Annotated in this window: 18 protein-coding genes; all 18 read right to left on the bottom strand. The window is 75.3% G+C overall.

The window, feature by feature from the left end; translation table 11 throughout:
• Position 1: 1 nt before the first annotated feature.
• The 18 genes from carA to HDA33_RS02960 all read right to left on the bottom strand — a co-directional run bounded on the left by carA (position 2) and on the right by HDA33_RS02960 (position 18,370).
• On the bottom strand, positions 2–1,189 hold the full coding sequence (carA, locus tag HDA33_RS03045; RefSeq protein WP_184170792.1) for a glutamine-hydrolyzing carbamoyl-phosphate synthase small subunit: 1,188 nt from the start codon (positions 1,187–1,189) through the stop codon (positions 2–4).
• Positions 1,186–1,815: a PH-like domain-containing protein gene (locus HDA33_RS03040; protein WP_158493332.1), complete on the bottom strand. Its 630-nt coding sequence runs from the start codon at positions 1,813–1,815 to the stop codon at positions 1,186–1,188. Before HDA33_RS03040 ends, carA begins: the two co-directional genes overlap by 4 nt.
• Positions 1,812–3,191 (bottom strand): dihydroorotase, encoded by a 1,380-nt coding sequence (locus HDA33_RS03035; RefSeq protein WP_158493331.1) that lies wholly within the window; start codon positions 3,189–3,191, stop codon positions 1,812–1,814. Before HDA33_RS03035 ends, HDA33_RS03040 begins: the two co-directional genes overlap by 4 nt.
• Complete coding sequence (locus tag HDA33_RS03030) at positions 3,188–4,171, bottom strand: aspartate carbamoyltransferase catalytic subunit (protein ID WP_158493330.1); 984 nt, start codon at positions 4,169–4,171, stop codon at positions 3,188–3,190. The genes HDA33_RS03035 and HDA33_RS03030 overlap by 4 nt, the downstream gene beginning before the upstream one ends.
• Before the next feature lie 4 nt (positions 4,172–4,175).
• A complete protein-coding gene (gene pyrR / locus HDA33_RS03025; RefSeq protein WP_184170789.1) occupies positions 4,176–4,793 on the bottom strand; it encodes a bifunctional pyr operon transcriptional regulator/uracil phosphoribosyltransferase PyrR in 618 nt (205 codons plus the stop codon).
• A gap of 191 nt (positions 4,794–4,984) precedes the next feature.
• Positions 4,985–5,437 carry a transcription antitermination factor NusB gene (gene nusB / locus HDA33_RS03020; protein WP_017488904.1) on the bottom strand — a complete coding sequence of 151 codons (453 nt, stop codon included), beginning with the start codon at positions 5,435–5,437 and terminating at the stop codon, positions 4,985–4,987.
• The gene (gene efp / locus HDA33_RS03015; protein ID WP_026106924.1) at positions 5,430–5,993 is read right to left on the bottom strand and encodes an elongation factor P; all 564 of its coding nucleotides are present in this window, start codon (positions 5,991–5,993) and stop codon (positions 5,430–5,432) included. The genes nusB and efp overlap by 8 nt, the downstream gene beginning before the upstream one ends.
• A gap of 118 nt (positions 5,994–6,111) precedes the next feature.
• The gene (gene aroB, locus HDA33_RS03010; RefSeq protein ID WP_158493328.1) at positions 6,112–7,287 is read right to left on the bottom strand and encodes a 3-dehydroquinate synthase; all 1,176 of its coding nucleotides are present in this window, start codon (positions 7,285–7,287) and stop codon (positions 6,112–6,114) included.
• Positions 7,284–7,910: a shikimate kinase gene (locus HDA33_RS03005; protein ID WP_338104234.1), complete on the bottom strand. Its 627-nt coding sequence runs from the start codon at positions 7,908–7,910 to the stop codon at positions 7,284–7,286. The genes aroB and HDA33_RS03005 overlap by 4 nt, the downstream gene beginning before the upstream one ends.
• Before the next feature lie 53 nt (positions 7,911–7,963).
• Positions 7,964–9,199 carry a chorismate synthase gene (gene aroC / locus HDA33_RS03000; RefSeq protein WP_158493326.1) on the bottom strand — a complete coding sequence of 412 codons (1,236 nt, stop codon included), beginning with the start codon at positions 9,197–9,199 and terminating at the stop codon, positions 7,964–7,966.
• Positions 9,200–9,269: 70 nt separating this feature from the next.
• Positions 9,270–10,241, bottom strand: a complete 972-nt coding sequence (locus HDA33_RS02995; RefSeq protein WP_184170784.1) for a shikimate dehydrogenase family protein — start codon at positions 10,239–10,241, stop codon at positions 9,270–9,272.
• Positions 10,241–11,500: an endolytic transglycosylase MltG gene (locus HDA33_RS02990; protein WP_158494538.1), complete on the bottom strand. Its 1,260-nt coding sequence runs from the start codon at positions 11,498–11,500 to the stop codon at positions 10,241–10,243. Before HDA33_RS02990 ends, HDA33_RS02995 begins: the two co-directional genes overlap by 1 nt.
• Positions 11,497–12,066, bottom strand: a complete 570-nt coding sequence (ruvX, locus tag HDA33_RS02985; RefSeq protein ID WP_184170781.1) for a Holliday junction resolvase RuvX — start codon at positions 12,064–12,066, stop codon at positions 11,497–11,499. The genes HDA33_RS02990 and ruvX overlap by 4 nt, the downstream gene beginning before the upstream one ends.
• On the bottom strand, positions 12,026–14,737 hold the full coding sequence (gene alaS / locus HDA33_RS02980; protein ID WP_184170778.1) for an alanine--tRNA ligase: 2,712 nt from the start codon (positions 14,735–14,737) through the stop codon (positions 12,026–12,028). Before alaS ends, ruvX begins: the two co-directional genes overlap by 41 nt.
• Entirely contained in the window at positions 14,734–15,129 is a 396-nt protein-coding gene (locus tag HDA33_RS02975; RefSeq protein WP_184170775.1) for a hypothetical protein, read from the bottom strand. Before HDA33_RS02975 ends, alaS begins: the two co-directional genes overlap by 4 nt.
• Before the next feature lie 38 nt (positions 15,130–15,167).
• Positions 15,168–16,568, bottom strand: a complete 1,401-nt coding sequence (locus HDA33_RS02970) for an amidohydrolase family protein (RefSeq protein ID WP_221432951.1) — start codon at positions 16,566–16,568, stop codon at positions 15,168–15,170.
• A 157-nt stretch (positions 16,569–16,725) separates the two neighbouring features.
• Positions 16,726–17,460 carry a 30S ribosomal protein S4 gene (gene rpsD, locus HDA33_RS02965; RefSeq protein WP_338104024.1) on the bottom strand — a complete coding sequence of 245 codons (735 nt, stop codon included), beginning with the start codon at positions 17,458–17,460 and terminating at the stop codon, positions 16,726–16,728.
• A gap of 364 nt (positions 17,461–17,824) precedes the next feature.
• Positions 17,825–18,370 carry a YflT domain-containing protein gene (locus tag HDA33_RS02960; RefSeq protein WP_246416851.1) on the bottom strand — a complete coding sequence of 182 codons (546 nt, stop codon included), beginning with the start codon at positions 18,368–18,370 and terminating at the stop codon, positions 17,825–17,827.
• Positions 18,371–18,442: the final 72 nt, after the last annotated feature.

Raw genomic sequence — 18,442 nt, 5'->3', positions numbered from 1 at the left:
ATCAGGCTCCTTCGGTGGCGGCGGGGGCGGCGGCGTCGCGGTGCTCGGTGAGCATCCGCACGAAGCGGTCGAACAGGTCCAGCGTGTCGTTGGGCCCGGCGGCGGACTCGGGGTGGAACTGGACGGAGAAGGCGGGGCGGTCCAGCAGGCGCAGGCCCTCGACCACCTGGTCGTTCAGCGACCAGTGCGAGACCTCCACCCGGCCGTAGCGGGTCTCGGGCGCCTCGACGGGCTCCCCGAGGGGCGCGTCCACCGCGAACCCGTGGTTCTGGGAGGTGATGGCCACGCGGCCGGTGGCATTGTCCATCACCGGCTGGTTCGGGCCGCGGTGGCCGAACTTGAGCTTGTAGGTGTCGAAGCCGAGGGCGCGGCCGAAGATCTGGTTGCCGAAGCAGATGCCGAAGAACGGCAGGCCGGCGTCGAGCACCTCGCGCAGCAGCGCCACCTGGGCGTCCGCGGTGGCGGGGTCGCCGGGGCCGTTGGAGAGGAACACGCCGTCCGGGCTCACCGCGCGGATTTCCTCGAGGCCGGCGGTGGCGGGCAGCACGTGCACGCGGATGCCGCGGGAGGCGAGGTGGCGCGGGGTCGCTGCCTTGATGCCGAGGTCCAGGGCGGCGATCTCGGCGAGGGGCTCGCCCTCCCAGCCGTGGGCGGCCGGCTCGATCACGTAGGGCTGCTCGGTGGTGACCGTCTCGGCCAGGCGGGCGCCGGCCATGGACGGCTGCTCGCGGACCTCGGCCAGCAGCTCGGCCTCCGGGCGCCCCGCGTGCTCGCCGGAGTACACGCCGGCGCGCATGGAGCCCTCGGTGCGCAGGCGCCGGGTGATCACGCGGGTGTCCACCTCGCGGATCCCGACGACGCCGAACGCCTCGAGCTCCTCGTCGAGGGTGCGCTCGGCGCGCCAGTTCGAGGGCCGGCGGGCGGCGTCCCGGACCACGTAGCCCGCGGCGAAGATCGCCCGGGACTCCCGGTCCGTGTCGTTGACGCCGGTGTTGCCGATGTGCGGGGAGGTCTGCACGATGATCTGCCCCGCGTAGGAGGGATCCGTGAGGGTCTCCTGGTAGCCGGTCATGCCCGTGGTGAACACGGCCTCGCCGAGGGTGCGGCCGCGGGCCCCGTAGGCGCGGCCGCGGTGCACGGTGCCGTCCTCGAGGACGAGCAGGGCGAGGTCGTCGGTGGGGGTGCTCATCGGAGGTCTCCTTCTCCAGCGCGGCCGGCCGAGCGGGCCGGTGCGGGGTCGATCAGGGTCTGCAGGGCGGCGAGGAGGCGGTCGCGGTCCTCGGCGCGGTCGGGGCGGAAGGCGGAGGTCAGCTCGGCGTCGCCGAGGCGCCAGCCCCAGGCGACGAGCCCGCCGGGCTCCACGAACTTCCCGGCGATGCCGGCGGACAGCCCGGCTTCCAGGAGGTCGGCCGCCGGGATGTACAGGTTGGCGACGTCGGGGCGCAGCACGAGCAGGCCGCGGTGCTCGCCGGCGTCGTGCACCTCGAGCACCGCGTGCGAGCGCAGGCCGAGCTGGTGCACGGCCACGCGGTCCAGGCGGTGCTCGCCGCGGACGGTGCCCACGTGCATGCCGGAGGCGGACGCGGCCGGCTCCTGCTCGTAGAGCGCGGCGGGCACGGCGGCGGGTGCGGGGAGGTCGGCCTGGGAGCGGCGGCGGGCGCGCCAGCCGAGGGCGAACAGGCCCACGAGCACGAGGATCACGGCGAGGGTGCCGAGGGTGATCGGCAGCCACACGTCCGAGTAGTCCTTGCCGGGCGTCTGCGGGGCGACGGGGCGGGAGGCCAGGGTCGCCGCCGCGAGGGCGAGCGCGTTCACGCCCGGCCCCCCGCCTCGGCCACGGCCGGGTGGCGGTACGGCTGCGCCGGCGCGCCGTCGGCCACCACGCGGGCGCCGCGGTAGACGGTGTGCCGGACCGCGCCGGGCAGCTCCATGCCCCGGTACGGGCTGTTGCGGGACTTCGTGAGGTGCTGCTCCGGGTCCACCGTGCGGCGGGCCTCGGGGTCGACGAGCACGAGGTTGGCCACGGCGCCGACGCGCGGCACGCCGCGCTCGTCCGCCTGGCCCTGGTCCTCCAGGCCGGCGATGCTCGCGGGGGTCACGGACATCACGCGGGCGACGCCGGCCCAGTCCATCAGGCCGGTGTCCACCATGGCGTGCTGGACGACGGACAGGGCGGTCTCCAGCCCGGTCATGCCCATGGCGGCCACGGTCCACTCGCACTGCTTGGTCTCGGCGGTGTGGGGCGCGTGATCGGTGCCCACGGTGTCGATGGTGCCGTCCGCGAGGGCCTCGCGCAGGGCCATGACGTCGGACTCGCGGCGCAGGGGCGGGTTGACCTTGAACACCGGGTCGTAGGAGCGCACGAGCTCCTCGGTGAGCAGCAGGTGGTGCGGGGTGACCTCGGCGGTGACGCGCACGCCCTGCTCCTTGGCCCAGCGGATGAGGCGGACCGAGCCGGCGGTGGAGACGTGGCAGACGTGCAGCTGTGAGTCCACGTGCTGGGCGAGCAGCACGTCGCGGGCGATGATCGCCTCCTCGGCCACGGCGGGCCAGCCGGCCAGGCCGAGCACGCCCGAGAGCTCGGACTCGTTCATCTGGGCGCCGGCGGTGAGCTTGGGCTCCTGCGCGTGCTGGGCCACGAAGCCGCCGAAGGACTTCACGTACTCGAGGGCGCGGCGCATCAGCACGGCGTCGTGGACGCACATGCCGTCGTCGGAGAACATCCGCACCCGGGCCTGGGAGTCGGCCATGGCGCCGAGGTCGGCCAGGGCCTCCCCGGCCAGGCCGACGGTCACGGCGCCCACGGGGTGCACGTCGCACCAGCCGGCGTCACGGCCCAGACGCCAGACCTGCTCGACGACGCCCGCGGTGTCCGCGGTGGGCGTGGAGTTGGCCATGGCGTGCACCGAGGTGAACCCGCCCATGGCGGCGGCGCGGGTGCCGGTCTCCACCGTCTCCGCGTCCTCCTTGCCGGGCTGGCGCAGGTGGGTGTGCAGGTCCACGAGGCCGGGCAGCAGCACCAGGCCGGCGCAGTCGACCTCCTCGGGGGCCGGGTCCAGGCCGGCCGCCTGCGCCGCGGCCTCCGCGCCGAGGGCGGCGATCCGGCCCTCGGCCACGAGCACATCGGCGGTCTCGCCCGTGGTCAGGCGCGCGCCGCGCAGCAGCAGGGGGGCGGGGGTGGGGGCGCTCACGGGCGGACCTCCTGGTCGTGGTTGAGGACGAGGTGCAGCACGGCCATGCGCACGGACACGCCGTTCGCGACCTGCTCGAGGGCGGTGTTGCGGGGCGAGTCCGCGGCGGCCGGGCTGATCTCCAGGCCGCGGTTCATAGGGCCGGGGTGCATGACGACGGGCTCGGACAGCAGCGCGCCGGAGCCGGCGGTGAGGCGGGCGAACCGCTCGTCCGTCAGGCCCCAGGTGCGGGTGTACTCGCCGGCGGAGGGGAAGAAGGCCCCGCCCATGCGCTCGGCCTGCACGCGCAGCATCATCACGGCGTCCGGGCGGGCGTCGAGGGCCTCGTCCAGCGAGTAGGTGACCTCGCACGGCCAGGCGGAGACCCCGACGGGCAGCAGGGTGGGCGGCGCCGCGAGGGTGACCTTGGCGCCGAGGGTGGCCAGCAGCCACACGTTGGAGCGGGCCACGCGCGAGTGCAGGATGTCCCCCACGATCACCACGTGCATGCCGGCCAGGTCCCGGCCCACGAGGTCCTCGCCGGTGGCGGCCGCGAGGCGGCGGCGCAGGGTGAAGGCGTCCAGCAGGGCCTGCGTGGGGTGCTCGTGGGTGCCGTCGCCGGCGTTGACGACGGCGGAGCGCACCCAGCCGGAGTCCGCCAGCTGGCGGGCGGCCCCGGAGGACCAGTGGCGCATCACGATGGCGTCCGCGCCGATGGCCTCGAGGGTCTGCACGGTGTCCTTGAGCGACTCGCCCTTGGACACGGAGGAGCCCTTGGCGGAGAAGTTGATGACGTCCGCGGACAGGCGCTTGGCGGCGGCCTCGAAGGAGATGCGGGTGCGGGTGGAGTCCTCGAAGAAGAGGTTCACCACGGTGCGGCCGCGCAGGGCGGGCAGCTTCTTGATCTCGCGGCGGTTGACCGCGTCCATCTCCTCGGCCGTGTCCAGCACGGCGAGGGCGTCGGCCCGGGAGAGCCCGGCGGTGGAGAGCAGGTGGCGCACGGTCTCAGGCCTCCCGCTGCTCGGGCCGGTCGGCCTGGTCGGCGATGCTCACCGCGTCCTCGAACACCTCGCCGGTGCCCTCGGGGCCGTCCACCTCCACGAGGCGCACCTGGACGCGCTCGGAAGTGGAGGTGGGCAGGTTCTTGCCCACGAAGTCGGCGCGGACGGGCAGCTCGCGGTGGCCGCGGTCCACGAGGACCGCCAGGCGCACGGCGGCAGGGCGGCCGAGCTCGGAGATGGCGTCGAGGGCGGCGCGCACGGTGCGGCCGGAGAAGAGGACGTCGTCCACGAGGACCACCACGGCGCCGTCGAGCGGGACGGCGGGCAGGCGGGTGGGCATGGGGGTGCGGGCGGCGCTGCGGCGCAGGTCGTCCCGGTACAGGGTGACGTCGACCTCGCCGACGGCGGCCTCCGGGTCGAAGGCGGGCTCGATGCGGGCCAGCAGCGCGCCGAGGCGGCGGGCGAGGGGGGCGCCGCGTCGCGGGATCCCCATCAGGACGAGGCCCTCGGCGCCCTTGTTGGACTCGAGGATCTCGTGGGCGATCCGGGTCAGCGCCCGGTCGATCTCGGACGCGGACAGGACGGTTCGGGCAGCACGAGGTGCGGCGGGGTCTGCTCCCATGCCGGCGCCTCCTTCCCCGCCTCACAGGACGGCTCTTAAAGGATGCGTGGTCTGGTCCCGACGGGCCCGTGGCGGGCCGGTCCGGACGCGCCCGACTCTACCAGCGAGGCCCGTCCCGGGACGCGGATGACGCGTCGGGACAGGCCTCGTGACGAAGGTCTCGTACGGCTCGTGCGGGGGGCGGCCCCGCTTCAGGCGAGCAGGGTCGGCTTGACCTGCTGCAGGCGGCCGAGGAGGCCGTTGACGAACTCCGGGGAGTCGTCCGTGGAGAGCTGCGCGGCCAGGGCCACGGCCTCCGAGACGGCGACGGCGTCCGGGACGTCGTCCTGGAACAGCAGCTCCCACGCGCCCACGCGCAGGATCGCGCGGTCCACGGCGGGCATGCGGTCCAGGGACCAGCCGCGGGAGTAGGAGCTCAGGGCCTCGTCGAGACGCTCCTGGTCCGCGATGACGCCCTCCACGAGGCGCTGGGTGTAGGCGTTGACCTGCAGGTCGGTGCTCTCCCGGCGGGTGCGGATGCCCTCGGCGACCGTGGCCCCGCGCTGCTCCGCCTCGAAGAGGATCTCCACCGCACGCTGCCGGGAGCGGCTGCGCGCCGTGGTCCCCCGCTTGGCACCGGAGGCGGCGGAGGCCGGCTCAGTCATTGACGCGGCCGAGGTAGTCGCCGGTGCGGGTGTCCACCTTGACGCGGGTGCCCTGCTCCACGAACAGCGGCACCTGGATCTCGGCGCCGGTCTCCACGGTGGCGGGCTTGGTGCCGGCGGAGGAGCGGTCGCCCTGCAGGCCCGGCTCGGTGTAGGTGATCTCCAGGACCACGGAGGCCGGCATCTCGAGGTACAGCGGGGTGCCCTCGTTGAGCGCGATGACCACCTGGGTGTTCTCCAGCATGTACTTGGCGGCGTCGCCCACGACGGACTCCGAGACCGTGATCTGGTCGTAGTCCTTGACGTCCATGAACACGTAGTCCGAGCCGTCCTGGTACAGGTACTGGTAGTCGGAGCGGTCCACGGTGGCGAACTCCACCTTGGCGCCGGCGTTGAAGGTCTTGTCCACGACCTTGCCGGTGGTGATGTTCTTCATCTTGGTGCGGACGAACGCGCCGCCCTTGCCCGGCTTGACGTGCTGGAACTCGATGACGTTCCAGAGCTGGCCCTCCAGCTTGAGGACGGCGCCGTTCTTGATGTCGTTGCTCGTTGCCACGTGTGTGCTCCCGATCGGTGTCGCGGACCGTCGCGGGTCCGCCGTCAGTGGTGGGGTCTTGAGGTGCGCGGGCCAGTCTACTTCGCGGCCGGCCGCGCGGTCCGCGCTCAGCGCGGGCTCACTCGGCGATCTCCTGGTACGCCGCGAAGAGCAGGGAGGGGTCCGGGATGTCCACGGTGGACGGCTGCGCGAGCCCGTCCAGCAGGACGAAGCGCAGCTGGTCGCCGCGGTTCTTCTTGTCCCGGCGGATCCCCTCGAGGAGGGTCTGCCAGCGGTCGCCCCGGTAGGAGACGGGCAGGCCGAGGGCGGTCAGCACGGACCAGTGGCGGTCCGCGGTGGCGTCGTCGAGCCGGCCCAGCGAGCGGGCGAGCTCGGCCGCGAAGACCAGGCCCACGGACACGGCGGCGCCGTGACGCCACTGGTAGCGCTCGGCCAGCTCGATCGCGTGGCCCATGGTGTGGCCGTAGTTCAGGGCCTCCCGCTCCCCCGACTCCCGCAGGTCGCGGGAGACGATGTCCGCCTTCACGCGGATGGAGCGCTCGATCAGCTCGCGCAGGCGGGCCGAGTGGGGGTTCTGGGACTGGGCCGGGTCCTGCTCGATGAGGTCGAGGATGGCCGGGTCCGCGATGAAGCCGCACTTGACGACCTCGGCGAGGCCGGAGATCAGCTCGTTGGCGGGCAGGGTCAGCAGCGTGTCCAGGTCGGCCAGCACGCCGGCCGGCGGGTGGAACGCGCCCACGAGGTTCTTGCCCTCGGAGGTGTTGATGCCGGTCTTGCCGCCCACGGCGGCGTCCACCATGCCCAGCAGCGTGGTGGGCATGTGCACCACGCGCACGCCGCGCAGCCACGTGGCGGCCACGAAGCCGGCCAGGTCGGAGACGGCGCCGCCGCCCACGGAGACCACGGCGTCCGAGCGGGTGAAGTCGTTCTGGCCCAGGACCTGCCAGCAGAAGCCGGCGACCTGGAGGTGCTTGCCCTCCTCGGCGTCCGGGATCTCGGCGGTCAGGGCGGTGAGGCCCACGGCCTCGAGGTCGTTCTTCACCACGTCGCCGGTCGCGCGCAGGGCGCGGGGGTGGATGACGAGCACCCGCTGCACGCCGGGGCCGAGCATCTCGGGCAGGCGGGCCAGCAGGCCGCGGCCCACCACCACGTCGTAGCCGCCGTGGGCGGCGGCCTCCTGTCCCCCGGAGACGGGGATGACGGTCACGTCCTCCTGTCCCGCCGCGGCGGGCTCGGCCGCGGGCGGCTCCCCCGGGATCTCGGGCTCGGCGGGGTCCGGATGACGGTCCGTCATGGGTGTGACTCACTCCTTCGGGGGCGGTGGACGCCCTCCACGATACGCCAGGCGGCCTCGGCGGCCGTCAGCCCTGTGGTGTCCACCACGAGGTCGGCGACCTCGCGGTAGAACGGCTCGCGCTCGGCGAGGATGCTGCGCCACGTGCCCGCCGGATCCCCGGCCAGCACAGGCCGGCCGGCGCCGCCGCCCACGCGGCGCAGCGCCTCCGCCTCGTCCACCGCCAGGTGCACGACGTCGGAGCCCGGCCCGCGCAGGGCCCGCCGGGTGGCTGGGTGCAGCACCGCGCCGCCGCCGCACGAGAGCACGCAGGGGCTCGGCCGGCCGAGCACGTGGGCGATCACGCGGGCCTCCTCCTCGCGGAAGGCTGCCTCGCCGCGGGCGGCGAAGAACTCGGGGATGGGGCCGTGCACCTGCACGAACAGCTCGTCGGCGTCCACGAAGGGCAGGCCCGTGGTCGCGGCCAGGGCCCGGCCGACGGTCGTCTTGCCGGCGCCCATGGGCCCCACGAGGACGATGCGCGGCGCGTGCGCCCCGTCCGCCGCCGCCGCCGCCGTGGCCAGGCGCGCCTCGAGGGCGCCTGTCATGGCCTCCCACGCGCACAGGGACACGGGCCCGGGCACGGGCCGCGCGGCCTCCTCCGGGCCCGGGACCGGCCCGGGACCGGATGCGTCGCTCACTGCAGCGGGTCCCCCATGTGGCCCGAGGCGTCGGCGTCGGCCGAGGGCTCGGGCAGGGCGGGCACCGCGGCCTGGAAGGCGGCCATGTTCCGGCGCGTCTCGCCCACGGAGTCGCCGCCGAACTTCTCCAGCACGGCGTCCGCCAGCACGAGGGCCACCATGGCCTCGGCGACGATGCCCGCGGCGGGCACGGCCGCGACGTCGGAGCGCTGGTGGTGCGCTGTGGTCTCGGCGCCGGTGGCCACGTCCACCGTGGGCAGGGCCCGCGGCACGGTCGCGATCGGCTTCATGGCGGCGCTGACCCGCAGCACCTCGCCCGTGGACATCCCCGCCTCGATGCCGCCGGCCCGGTCGCTCGTGCGCCGCGGGCGGCCGTCCTCGCCGCGGACGATGCCGTCGTGGGCGGCCGAGCCCCGACGGGCCGCCGTCGCGAACCCGTCGCCCACCTGCACGCCCTTGATGGCCTGGATGCCCATGAGCGCGCCGGCCAGGCGCGCGTCCAGGCGCCGGTCCCAGTGCACGTGCGAGCCCAGGCCGATGGGCACCCCGTAGGCGAGCACCTCCACGACGCCGCCGAGGGTCTCCCCGGCCTTGTGGGCGTCGTCGACCTCGGCGACCATCGCCGCGGAGGTCTCCGGGTCCAGGCAGCGCACGGGGTCCGCGTCGAGCCGGTCCTGGTCCTCGGGGAGCGGGAAGGGATGGCCCTCGGGCAGGGCCGCCTCGCCAAACGCGGTGGTGTGGGAGACGATCCGCACGCCCAGCTGAGCCAGGAACGCGCGGGCCACCGTGCCCAGGGCCACGCGGGCGGCGGTCTCGCGAGCGGAGGCGCGCTCGAGCAGCGGCCGGGCGTCGTCGAAGCCGTACTTCTGCATGCCGGTGAGGTCCGCGTGGCCGGGGCGGGGGCGGGTGAGGGCGGCGTTGCGCGCCAGGCCCTCGAGCTCCTCGGCCGGCACCGGGTCCGCGGCCATGACCTTCTCCCACTTGGGCCACTCGGTGTTGCCCACCTGGATGGCCACCGGAGAGCCCAGGGTCAGACCGTGGCGGACGCCGCCGAGGATCGTCACCGCGTCCTGCTCGAACTTCATCCGGGCACCGCGGCCGTACCCCAGGCGGCGGCGCGCGAGCGCGTCCTGCACGTCCTGCGTCGTGACCGGGATTCCGGCCGGCAGTCCCTCGACGATTCCTGTGAGCGCGGGGCCGTGAGACTCCCCCGCTGTCAACCAGCGCACCATGGCGTGCAGTCTCTCACGCGCCCCACCCGCTCCCGCACCGTGTGACCGGCCGGGACGCGCCGGGGGCGGCTCAGCCCGCCGCCGGTCCGAGCGCCCGGGCGGCGGCGCGGGTCACGGCCGCCCAGTCGGGCTCCGGCATCCCGGCGGCCGCGCGGGGCCGCGCGGTGAACAGGCGCACCTGCTCGACGCCCTGGTGCAGCAGCATGGACAGCCCCGAGGCGACGGCGCCGCCCGCCTCCGTCCAGGCCGAGGCCAGCGCGGACGGCCACGGGTCGTACGCCGCGTCCAGCAGCGGCGGCAGGGCCGCGCCCACGGGCACGTGCGCGGCGAGCGGGTCCGCGGCCCGCGGCGGCAGGGTCGCGACGACGGCGCGCAGGCCGGGGGCGGCGGCCGCCAGCTCCGGCTGGCCCACCGTCCGCCACGCCAGGCCGAGGGCGTCCGCCAGGGCGGTTACCTCGGCCGCGCGGGCGGCGTCCCGCACCCCGAAGACGACCTCGTCCGCGCCGAGCGTGGCGGCGGCGAGGACGGCCGCCGTCGCCGTCCCCCCGTTGCCGAGGATCCCGACCGCGCCGCCGGAGCCCCGCTCCGCGAGGCCGGCGGAGGCGAGGGCACCGAGGATGCCGTCCACGTCCGTGTTCTCGGCGGAGACGAGCCCCGGGTGCTCCGGGTGGTCGCGGACCAGTGTGTTGGCCGTGCCCAGGAGCCGGACCCGCTCGCTCACGCGGCCGGCGCAGCCCACCACGGCGCGCTTGAGGGGCATCGTCACCGAGCAGCCCAGCCAGTCCTCCCCGCGCGCGGCGGCGTCCCCGCCGTCAGCGGTCCGGGGCGCGCCGAGGCGCCCGGCCACGAAGGCGCCGACCTCGTCCTCGCCGAGGTCCCGGCGCCCGTAGTCCACGTCCAGGCCCAGGACCCCGTAGGCGGCGCCGTGCAGCACCGGGGAGAGGGAGTGGGCGATCGGCCGGCCCAGCACCGCCGCGCGCAGCCGCGGGGCGGCCGGCGCGCCCGCGCTCGCCTCCGCCCGCACGTCCGAGGGCGCGCCCATCAGCACACCCCCGGGTTCGAGGCGCAGTAGCGCTGCAGGGTGCGCACGTGCTCCTGGTGCTCCTCGTACGTGCGGGAGAACTCGGTGTGGCCCGTGGCGATGTCCGTGGTCACCCAGTAGTAGGCGTCGGTGTCCGCCGGGTCGAGGGCGGCGGCGACGGCGGCGTCCGAGGGCATGCCGATCGGTCCCGGGGGCAGGCCCGGGTGCACGTAGGTGTTGTACGGGTTGGAGGCGTCCTGGCGCTGGCCGGCGCTGAAGCTGAGACTGCGCACGCCCAGGCCGTAGGTGACGGCGGCGTCGATCTGCAGCAGCCCGCGGGTCTCCGTGTTGTCCGGGGCCAGGCGGTTCTCGATGACCCCGGCGACCGTGCGGTAGTCCCGCGGCAGCGCCTCGGCCTCGAGCAGGGAGGCGACGGTGAGCACGCGGCGCTGCTCGTCCGGGTCGTCGACGCCGAGCTCGGCGAGGTCCGCGAGCACGGGCCGCACCAGTGCGTCGACGACCTCCTCGGCGCTCGCCTCCACGGGCAGGCGGTACTCCCCCGGGTCCAGCCACCCCTCGAGGGTCTGCGCCTCGGCGGGGACGCCGTAGCGGGCGGGGTCCTGCGTGGCGGCCGCGAGCTCCTCCCGCGGCAGGCCGGTGGACTCGGCGAGGGCGTCCAGCACCTCGGTGAGGCGCCGGCCGCGCTCCACCAGCACGTAGTGCACGGCGCCGTCCGCGGTGCCCTGCAGGACGGCCAGGGCGTCCGCGGCGGGCATGCGCTCGCGCATCACGAAGTCGCCGGCGCGCACGACGCCGGACGCCGAGTCCTCGGCGGCGCGCTCGAACGCGCGGGCGGAGGCGACGACGCCCGCAGAGTCGAGGCGGCGGGCCACGGAGGCCAGGTCCTCCCCCGGCTCCACGGAGAAGGTCAGCTCCTCGCCCTCGATCCCGTCGTGGTCCGCGCCGCCCAGGAACCCCTGGACGACCAGCACGACAACGGCCAGGAACGCCAGCGCCGCCGCGCCGAGGGCGATGCCGCCCCGCAGGCGGGAGCCGCGGCGGGACCGGCCGGGCGCGGCCGGGTGCGACCCGGTGCCGCGGCGGCGCAGCAGCCCGCGCCGCCGGCCGCCGGCCGCGGCCGCCGGGGCGCCGAGCCGGCGGGCCTCGTCGGGGTCGTCGTCGGCATCCTCGTGCACGAAGCCGAAGACGTCGAGGTCGTCGTCCGGGTCCGCCTCGTCGCCGGGCAGGTCGTCCCAGTCGTGCTCGGGGGGCCGGTTCACGCAATCTCCTCCGGGTCCTGCCCCGCCCACCGGCCGGTGCGGCGCTGCTCGTCCACGGCGGCCTGCAGGATGGCGACGGCCGCCGCCTGGTCGATGACGCCGCGGCTGTCCTTGACGGTGCGCCCCGCCGCGCGCAGCCCGGCCTGGGCCGAGACGGTGCTCAGGCGCTCGTCCACGAGCCGCACCGGGACGGCGTGGCCCGCGTCCGCGAGGGCGCGGGCCACGGAGCGGGCGTAGTCCAGGGCGTCCTGCGTGGAGGGCGTGTGCTCCCCGCGCAGGTTCACCGGCAGCCCGACGTAGACCGCCACGACGTCCAGCTCGAGCGCGTGCGCCACGAGCTCGCCGACGTCGCGCCCGCGCCGGGCGTCCCGGGCCAGGGTGGCCACCGGGGTGGCGATCAGCCCGTCCGGGTCCGCCGTGGCCAGGCCCACACGGGCCCGGCCGACGTCGACGCCGAGGGTGCGGCCCCGGCGCACGGCGTCGGTCGCCGTGGCGGCCCCGTCCTGACCTGCGCTCACGTCCGCCTCAGGCCGCGCGCACCGCGGCAACGACGGCGTCGAGGGCATCCCCGACGCGCGTGACGTCCTGGCCGCCGCCCTGGGCGACGTCGTCCTTGCCGCCGCCCCCGCCGCCGAGCACGCCCGTGGCCGTCTTGACCATGGCGCCGGCCTTGAGGCCCGCCGCGCGGGCGGCCTCGTTGGTGGCGACGACGACGAGCGGACGGCCCTTGGCCTCGCCCGTGAGGGCGACGAGCACCGGGGTGCCGACCGCGTTGCCGCCGGCCGACTCGATGCGCGAGCGCAGGTCCAGCGCGAGGGAACGCAGCTGGTCCCCGGCCACATTGCCGGCGTGGTGGGCCAGGACGCGCACGGAGGCGCCCGAGGCGGTGGTGACGTCCTGCGCCTGGGCGGCCAGCGCGCCCGCCTGGGCCTGCAGCGCCTTCGCCTGCAGCTCGGCGATCTGCTTCTCCGCCGCCTTGAGGCGGTCCATGCTGGCGGCGATGCGGTCCTTGAGCTCCTCGGCGGGAGCCTTGAACATCTCGGACAGCTCGGAGACCAGGGTGCGCTCTGCGGCGAGGTGGCGGAACGAGTCCAGGCCGACGAGGGCCTCGACGCGCCGGTTGCCCGAGCCCACGGACTGCTCGCCGAGCAGGGTCAGCGAGCCGATCTGCGCGGTGCGGCCCACGTGGGTGCCGCCGCACAGCTCGCGGGACCAGGCGCCGTCGATCTCCACGACGCGCACCCGGTCGCCGTACTTCTCGCCGAACAGGCTCATCGCGCCGAGTGCGCGCGCCTCCTCGAGGCTCATCTCCTGAGTGAGCACGGTGTGGTCGTCGCGGATGGCGATGTTCACCACGTCCTCGACCTCGGAGCGGGCCCCGGCCGAGAGCGACTCGGCCCAGCGGAAGTCGAAGCGCAGGTAGCCCTCCTTGTTGAAGGAGCCGGACTGCGTGGCCTCCGGGCCGAGGACCTGGTGCAGGGCCGCGTGCACGAGGTGCGTGCCGGAGTGGGCCTTCTCGCCGTCGAGGCGGCGCTGCAGGTCGATCGCGCCGAGCGCCTCGGCGCCCGCGGGCACCTCGCCGTCGAGGACCTTCACCCGGTGCACGGACAGGCCGCGCACGGGCGCCTGCACGTCGAGCACCTCGAGGCGGAAGCCGTCGCCGGTGATGAGGCCGGTGTCGGCGGCCTGGCCTCCGGACTCGGCGTAGAACGGGGTGGCGTCGAGGATGACCTCGAGCTCGGTGCCTGCAGAGGCGGAGGCGACCTCCTCGCCGTCGAGCAGCAGGCCGCGCACCACGGACTCCGTGGTGTGCTCGGTGTAGCCGGTGAAGTGGGTCTGCCCCTCGGCGCGCAGGCGCTGGTAGAGCGCCGTGTCCGTGTGGCCGGACTTCTTGGCCTTGGCGTCCGCGCGGGCGCGGTCGCGCTGCTCGGCCATCAGGGCGCGGAAGCCCGCCTCGTCCACGGCGACGCCGGCCTCCTCGGCGATCTCCAGGGTCAGCTCGATCGGGAAGCCGTAGGTGTCGTGCAGCTCGAAGGCGTCCGCGCCGGCGATGCCGCCGCCCGCGGTGCGGGCCTGGCCGACCGCGGCGTCCAGGCGCGCGGTGCCGGCGACGATGGTGCGCAGGAACGCCTTCTCCTCGGCGTAGGCGATGCGGGAGATGCGCTCGAACTCGTCCGCGACCACGGGGTAGGTGCCCTTCATGGCGTCGCGGGAGACGGGCAGCAGCTCAGGCAGCGCCGGCTCCGTCACGCCCATCAGGCGCAGGGCCCGGATGACGCGGCGGATCAGGCGGCGCAGCACGTAGCCGCGGCCCTCGTTGCCGGGGCGCACGCCGTCGCCGATGAGCATCAGCGCCGAGCGGACGTGGTCCGCCACCATGCGCAGGCGCACGTCGTCCTCGTAGTGCGGGTCGGTCGGGTCCTCGGTGGAGGTGTACTCGCGGCCGGAGAGCTCGGCGGCGCGGTCCAGCACGGGGCGGACCTGGTCCGTCTCGTACATGTTCTCCACGCCCTGCAGGAGCATCGCGAGGCGCTCGAGGCCGAGGCCGGTGTCGATGTTCTTGTTCTCCAGCTCGCCGGCCACGTCGAAGTCGTCCTTCGAGCGCACCGCGGAGAGGCGGTACTGCATGAACACCAGGTTCCAGATCTCGATGTAGCGCGTGTCGTCCGCGGCCGGGCCGCCGTCGGCGCCGTACTCCGGGCCGCGGTCGTAGAAGATCTCCGAGCAGGGGCCGCCGGGGCCGGGCTGGCCGGTGTTCCAGTAGTTGTCGTCCTTGCCCATGCGCTGGATGCGCTCGGGGCGGACCCCCACGGACTCCTCCCAGATGCGGGCGGCCTCGTCGTCCTCCTCGTAGACGGTGACCCACAGGCGCTCCGGGTCCAGGCCGTAGCCGCCGTCCTCCACGGACGTGGTCAGCAGCTCCCAGGCCATGGGGATCGCCTTCTCCTTGAAATAGTCGCCGAAGGAGAAGTTGCCGCACATCTGGAAGAAGGTGCCGTGGCGCACGGTCTTGCCGACCTCCTCGATGTCCGCGGTGCGGATGCACTTCTGCACGGACACGGCGCGGGGGCTCGGCGGGGTCTGCTCGCCCAGGAAGTACGGGATGAACGGAACCATGCCGGCCACCGTGAACAGCAGCGACGGGTCCGGCGAGACGAGCGACGCCGAGGGCACGTGCTGATGCCCCTTGGACTCGAAGAAGGCGATCCAGCGGCGGGCGATCTCCTGGGACTTCATGCGTGCGTGTCCTTCTGCGTGGTGGTGGTCGGGATGGTGGTCTGGGGGCGGGGGCCGCCCGGGCCGGAGGGCGACGGCGGCTCCACCGTCTCTCCCTCGATGATCGGCCCGGTGTGGGGCAGGAACTGCGCCGCCCACGGGGCCTCGGCACGGACGCGGTCGGCGAGCCGGCGCGCCCCCTCGTTCAGGGCCGCCGCGGCGGCGTCCCCGGCGGCCTGGCCCGCCTGGCGGGCCAGGTGCTCCGGGTCCAGACGGGCGCGGCCGGGGCGGGCCTGCGGGCCGGCGTCGGAGCGGCCCGGGGCCGCGTCCGCGGCGGCGCGGTCGCCGAGCGCGCGGTGCGCGAGCCAGCCGGACGCGGCGCCGGCGGTCACAAGCAGCAGCGAGCGGAGCATGACGGGGCCTCCTGGAGACGGTGGGGTGCCCGCCCAGCCTACCGCCCGGCGTCGGGTTCCCCGGCGGCGACCAGCCGCCCGCGGTGGATCACCGTGCGCTCGGCGGGACGGTCCATCACGGCGGAGGCGAGGGTCTCGGCCGGCACCAGCAGCAGGTCGGCGGCGTCGCCAGCCGTGATCGTCCGCGCCGTCGCGGGCCGGTCCGCCGAGATCCGCGGCGCCGCGGGGTCCCGGACCGAGCGCCCGCCCACCGCGGCGACCTCGAGGCAGCGCGCGACGTCGTCGTCCGCACGGAACCCCTGGGTGAAGGCCAACTGCCACGCCCGGTCCACCAGGTCCGCGTTGCCGTAGGGCGACCAGTAGTCACGCTGGCCGTCCTCGCCGAGGCCGAGGCGGACCCCGGCCTGGAGGATCCGGTCCAGGGGTAGCGTCCCGGCGCCGGCCGGCGCGATCGTGGTGAGGGCGACGTCGAGCTCGGCCAGCGTGGCGAGCAACGCGTCCCGGCGCGCGTCCGGGAGGGTGCCCAGCGCGAACGCGTGGGCCACCGTGACCCGCCCCTGCATGCCCAGCGCGCGGACCCGCTCGGCGATCAGCTCGAGGGAGAACGCGCCCAGGCTGCCCTGCTCGTGCAGGTGGACGTCCACGGGGGCGCCGTGCCGCTCGGCGAGCCCGAACACGGCGTCGAGGTGGCGCACGGGGTCCCGGTCCAGCTGGCAGGGGTCGATCCCTCCCACGACGTCCGCGCCGGCGTCCATGGCGGCGGCGAGCACGTCCGCGCTGCCCGCCTCCAGGAGCAGGCCGGCCTGCGGGAACGCGACGACCTCGACGTCGGCGGCGTCCGCGAACCGCTCCCGGGCGGCGAGGACGGCCTCGAGGCGCTCGAGCCCGGCGTCGACGTCCACCTGCGCGTAGGTCCGCACGTGGGTGGTGCCGCGGGCGATCATCATGCCCAGCGCGGTCTCCACCCGCTCCCCGATCGGGGCCTCGGCGTGCCGCCAGTTCTCGCGGTCGTTGGACATCATCCCCCACACGCCGGGGCGGCCGGTGTGCGGACGGAAGGGCAGGCCGAGCCGGACGGAGTCCAGGTGGGCGTGGGCGTCCGCGAGGGTCGGCACGCACAGGGCCCCGTGTCCCTCCACGACGAGGCCGTCGTCGGTCTCCGAGGCGTGGGGTGCAATGGGGGCGGCGTGCGCGGCGGGGTCGTGGGGCACGACGGCGGCCACGCGCCCGTCCTGCAGGCGCAGGTCCACGCGGGGCCCGCCCCACGGGCGGACGTCGCGGACGAGGCCGACTCGGGCCGGGCTCTCCGCCAGGCGCGCGAGGGCCGCCGCGGCCGCGTGCGGACCGCCGCCCCGCGAGCTGGGGTGGTCGGAGGGGGCGGTCCGGTTGGACTGGTCTCGCTGCTCGGAGGGGTCGCTGGGGGTGCTGCCGGTGCTCATGGCGCCACCGTAGCCGCCGGGGCGGACGGGACACGGGGTCCGGGCCCGGCGATGCCGCCGGTCCCAGGAACGCCGCAGGCCCGGCCCCCCGTGAAGGGGACCGGGCCTGCGGGACGCACGCGGCGCCGTCGTCCGGGGCGAGCCCCGGCGGGACGGATCAGCGCGCGTAGTACTCGACCACGAGCTGCTCCTCGCAGGTCACGGGGACCTCGGAGCGCTTCGGGCGACGCGTCAGGGTGGCGCGGAGCTTATCGATCTCCACGGTCAGGTAGCCCGGGGTGGCGGGCAGGACCTGCTGGTGCGCGCCGGCGGCGGCCAGCTGGAAGGGCACCATCTTCTCCGAGCGCTCGTGCACGTGGATCATCTGGCCCTCCTTCACGCGGAACGAGGGGATGTCCACGCGCTTGCCGTCCACCATGATGTGGCGGTGCACGACGAGCTGGCGGGCCTGCTGGATGGTGCGGGCGAAGCCGGCGCGCAGCACGAGGGCGTCCAGGCGCATCTCGAGGAGCTCGACCAGGTTCTCACCGGTCAGGCCGGCGGTGCGCTTGGCCTCCTCGAAGTAGCGACGCATCTGCGCCTCGCGGATGTTGTACTGAGCGCGCAGACGCTGCTTCTCCTTCAGGCGCACCGCGTAGTCGGAGTCCTGCTTGCGACGGGCGCGGCCGTGCTGGCCGGGGCCGTACGGGCGGCGCTCCATGTACTTCTCGGCCTTGGGGGTCAGGGCGATGCCCAGGGCGCGCGAGTGCCGGACGGTGCGGCGGGTGCGAAGGTTGCCACTCATGGTGGTCCTCACTTTCCTTGACGTGCGGCACGGATGGGGTTTGTCTCGAGGGTCCGTCTCCGTGCTCGCGCACGGGTCAAGGGGACTCGAACCTGGCCTCCCCGCGATCCTGAGGAGAGCTGAGGGGCGTGCCGCCGCCCGTCATCCACTGATGCGCTGCGCGACCCCCGTCCGGGCACGCGGGTGTCCGCGGGATCCGTTCGAGGGGGATGCGTCCGGGGCGCAGCGCCTGCCAGACCGGTCCATCCTACCAGAGCGTCCGGCGTCGGCCCGAAACGGACGGGGGCGGTGTGTCCGGGGCGGTGCCACCCCCGTTGCGCTCACGACTCGCCGCCTGCACTCGACGACGACGGCGTGTCGTGAGCGCAACGCGAGGGATGCGGGCCGCTCGGCTCGGGGCCTGTGCGGGCCGGGGCGGGGTGCGGGGCCTGTCCAGACCGGACGGCGCGGACCGGCCCCTCCGGCGGACGGGTCAGGCGCGCGGGGCGGCCGGGCCGGCGCCCAGGGTCTGGCGGGCCCGATCGAGGTGGGCGGCCTCCACCTGCACCTCGTACGAGGCGGCGTCCAGGGTCTGCAGGGAGCTGAAGTCGCGGCGGCCGCGGGTCGCGGCGTGGCCGATCGCCCCGAAGACGGCACCCCACAGGGCGCCGAGGCCCAGGGAGATGAGCAGGATCCAGAGGAACCCGAAGCCCGGGGAGAAGATCGAGAAGAGCAGGCCGAGCAGCAGGCCGAACCAGAGGCCCTGCACGGCGCCGCGACCGGCGGCCTTCCCGGTGGTCATCCGGCCGAGGACCTGCTCCACGGTGCGCAGCCCCGTGCCGACGATCCGCACGTGCTCGACGGGGAAGCCGGCGTCGGAGAGCTGGTCCACGATCGCCTGCGCGCGGGCGTAGTCCGGCACGGACTCCAGGACGCGGTGGTCGGCCGCGCCCAGCGGGCCGCCCGCGTAGGCGGCGTCGGCGGTCGTGGCGGGGACGGTGCTGCGGGGGTCCTGGGCGTAGGGCTGCTGCTGGGACATGGCGGGGCTCCTTCGGTCTCGAATGGTCGAGACGGCGGAGCGGCTCCGCCGTCCTCTCCCCTGGAGACAACC

The sequence above is a fragment of the Micrococcus endophyticus genome, from assembly GCF_014205115.1.
Lineage (GTDB): Bacteria > Actinomycetota > Actinomycetes > Actinomycetales > Micrococcaceae > Micrococcus > Micrococcus endophyticus.
This window is presented reverse-complemented; position numbering and strand designations above follow the sequence as displayed.

Bases quoted from the DNA above. Each gene is read 5' to 3' on its own strand.
- carA (WP_184170792.1), bottom strand. From the start codon at position 1,189: ATGAGCACCCCCACCGACGACCTCGCCCTGCTCGTCCTCGAGGACGGC.
- alaS (WP_184170778.1), bottom strand. From the start codon at position 14,737: ATGAAGTCCCAGGAGATCGCCCGCCGCTGGATCGCCTTCTTCGAGTCC.
- HDA33_RS02960 (WP_246416851.1), bottom strand. From the start codon at position 18,370: ATGTCCCAGCAGCAGCCCTACGCCCAGGACCCCCGCAGCACCGTCCCC.
- HDA33_RS02975 (WP_184170775.1), bottom strand. From the start codon at position 15,129: ATGCTCCGCTCGCTGCTGCTTGTGACCGCCGGCGCCGCGTCCGGCTGG.
- aroB (WP_158493328.1), bottom strand. From the start codon at position 7,287: ATGACGGACCGTCATCCGGACCCCGCCGAGCCCGAGATCCCGGGGGAG.
- ruvX (WP_184170781.1), bottom strand. From the start codon at position 12,066: ATGCCCTCGACGCCGTCGTTGCCGCGGTGCGCGCGGCCTGAGGCGGAC.
- HDA33_RS02970 (WP_221432951.1), bottom strand. From the start codon at position 16,568: ATGAGCACCGGCAGCACCCCCAGCGACCCCTCCGAGCAGCGAGACCAG.
- aroC (WP_158493326.1), bottom strand. From the start codon at position 9,199: ATGGTGCGCTGGTTGACAGCGGGGGAGTCTCACGGCCCCGCGCTCACA.
- pyrR (WP_184170789.1), bottom strand. From the start codon at position 4,793: ATGGGAGCAGACCCCGCCGCACCTCGTGCTGCCCGAACCGTCCTGTCC.
- HDA33_RS02995 (WP_184170784.1), bottom strand. From the start codon at position 10,241: ATGGGCGCGCCCTCGGACGTGCGGGCGGAGGCGAGCGCGGGCGCGCCG.
- nusB (WP_017488904.1), bottom strand. From the start codon at position 5,437: ATGACTGAGCCGGCCTCCGCCGCCTCCGGTGCCAAGCGGGGGACCACG.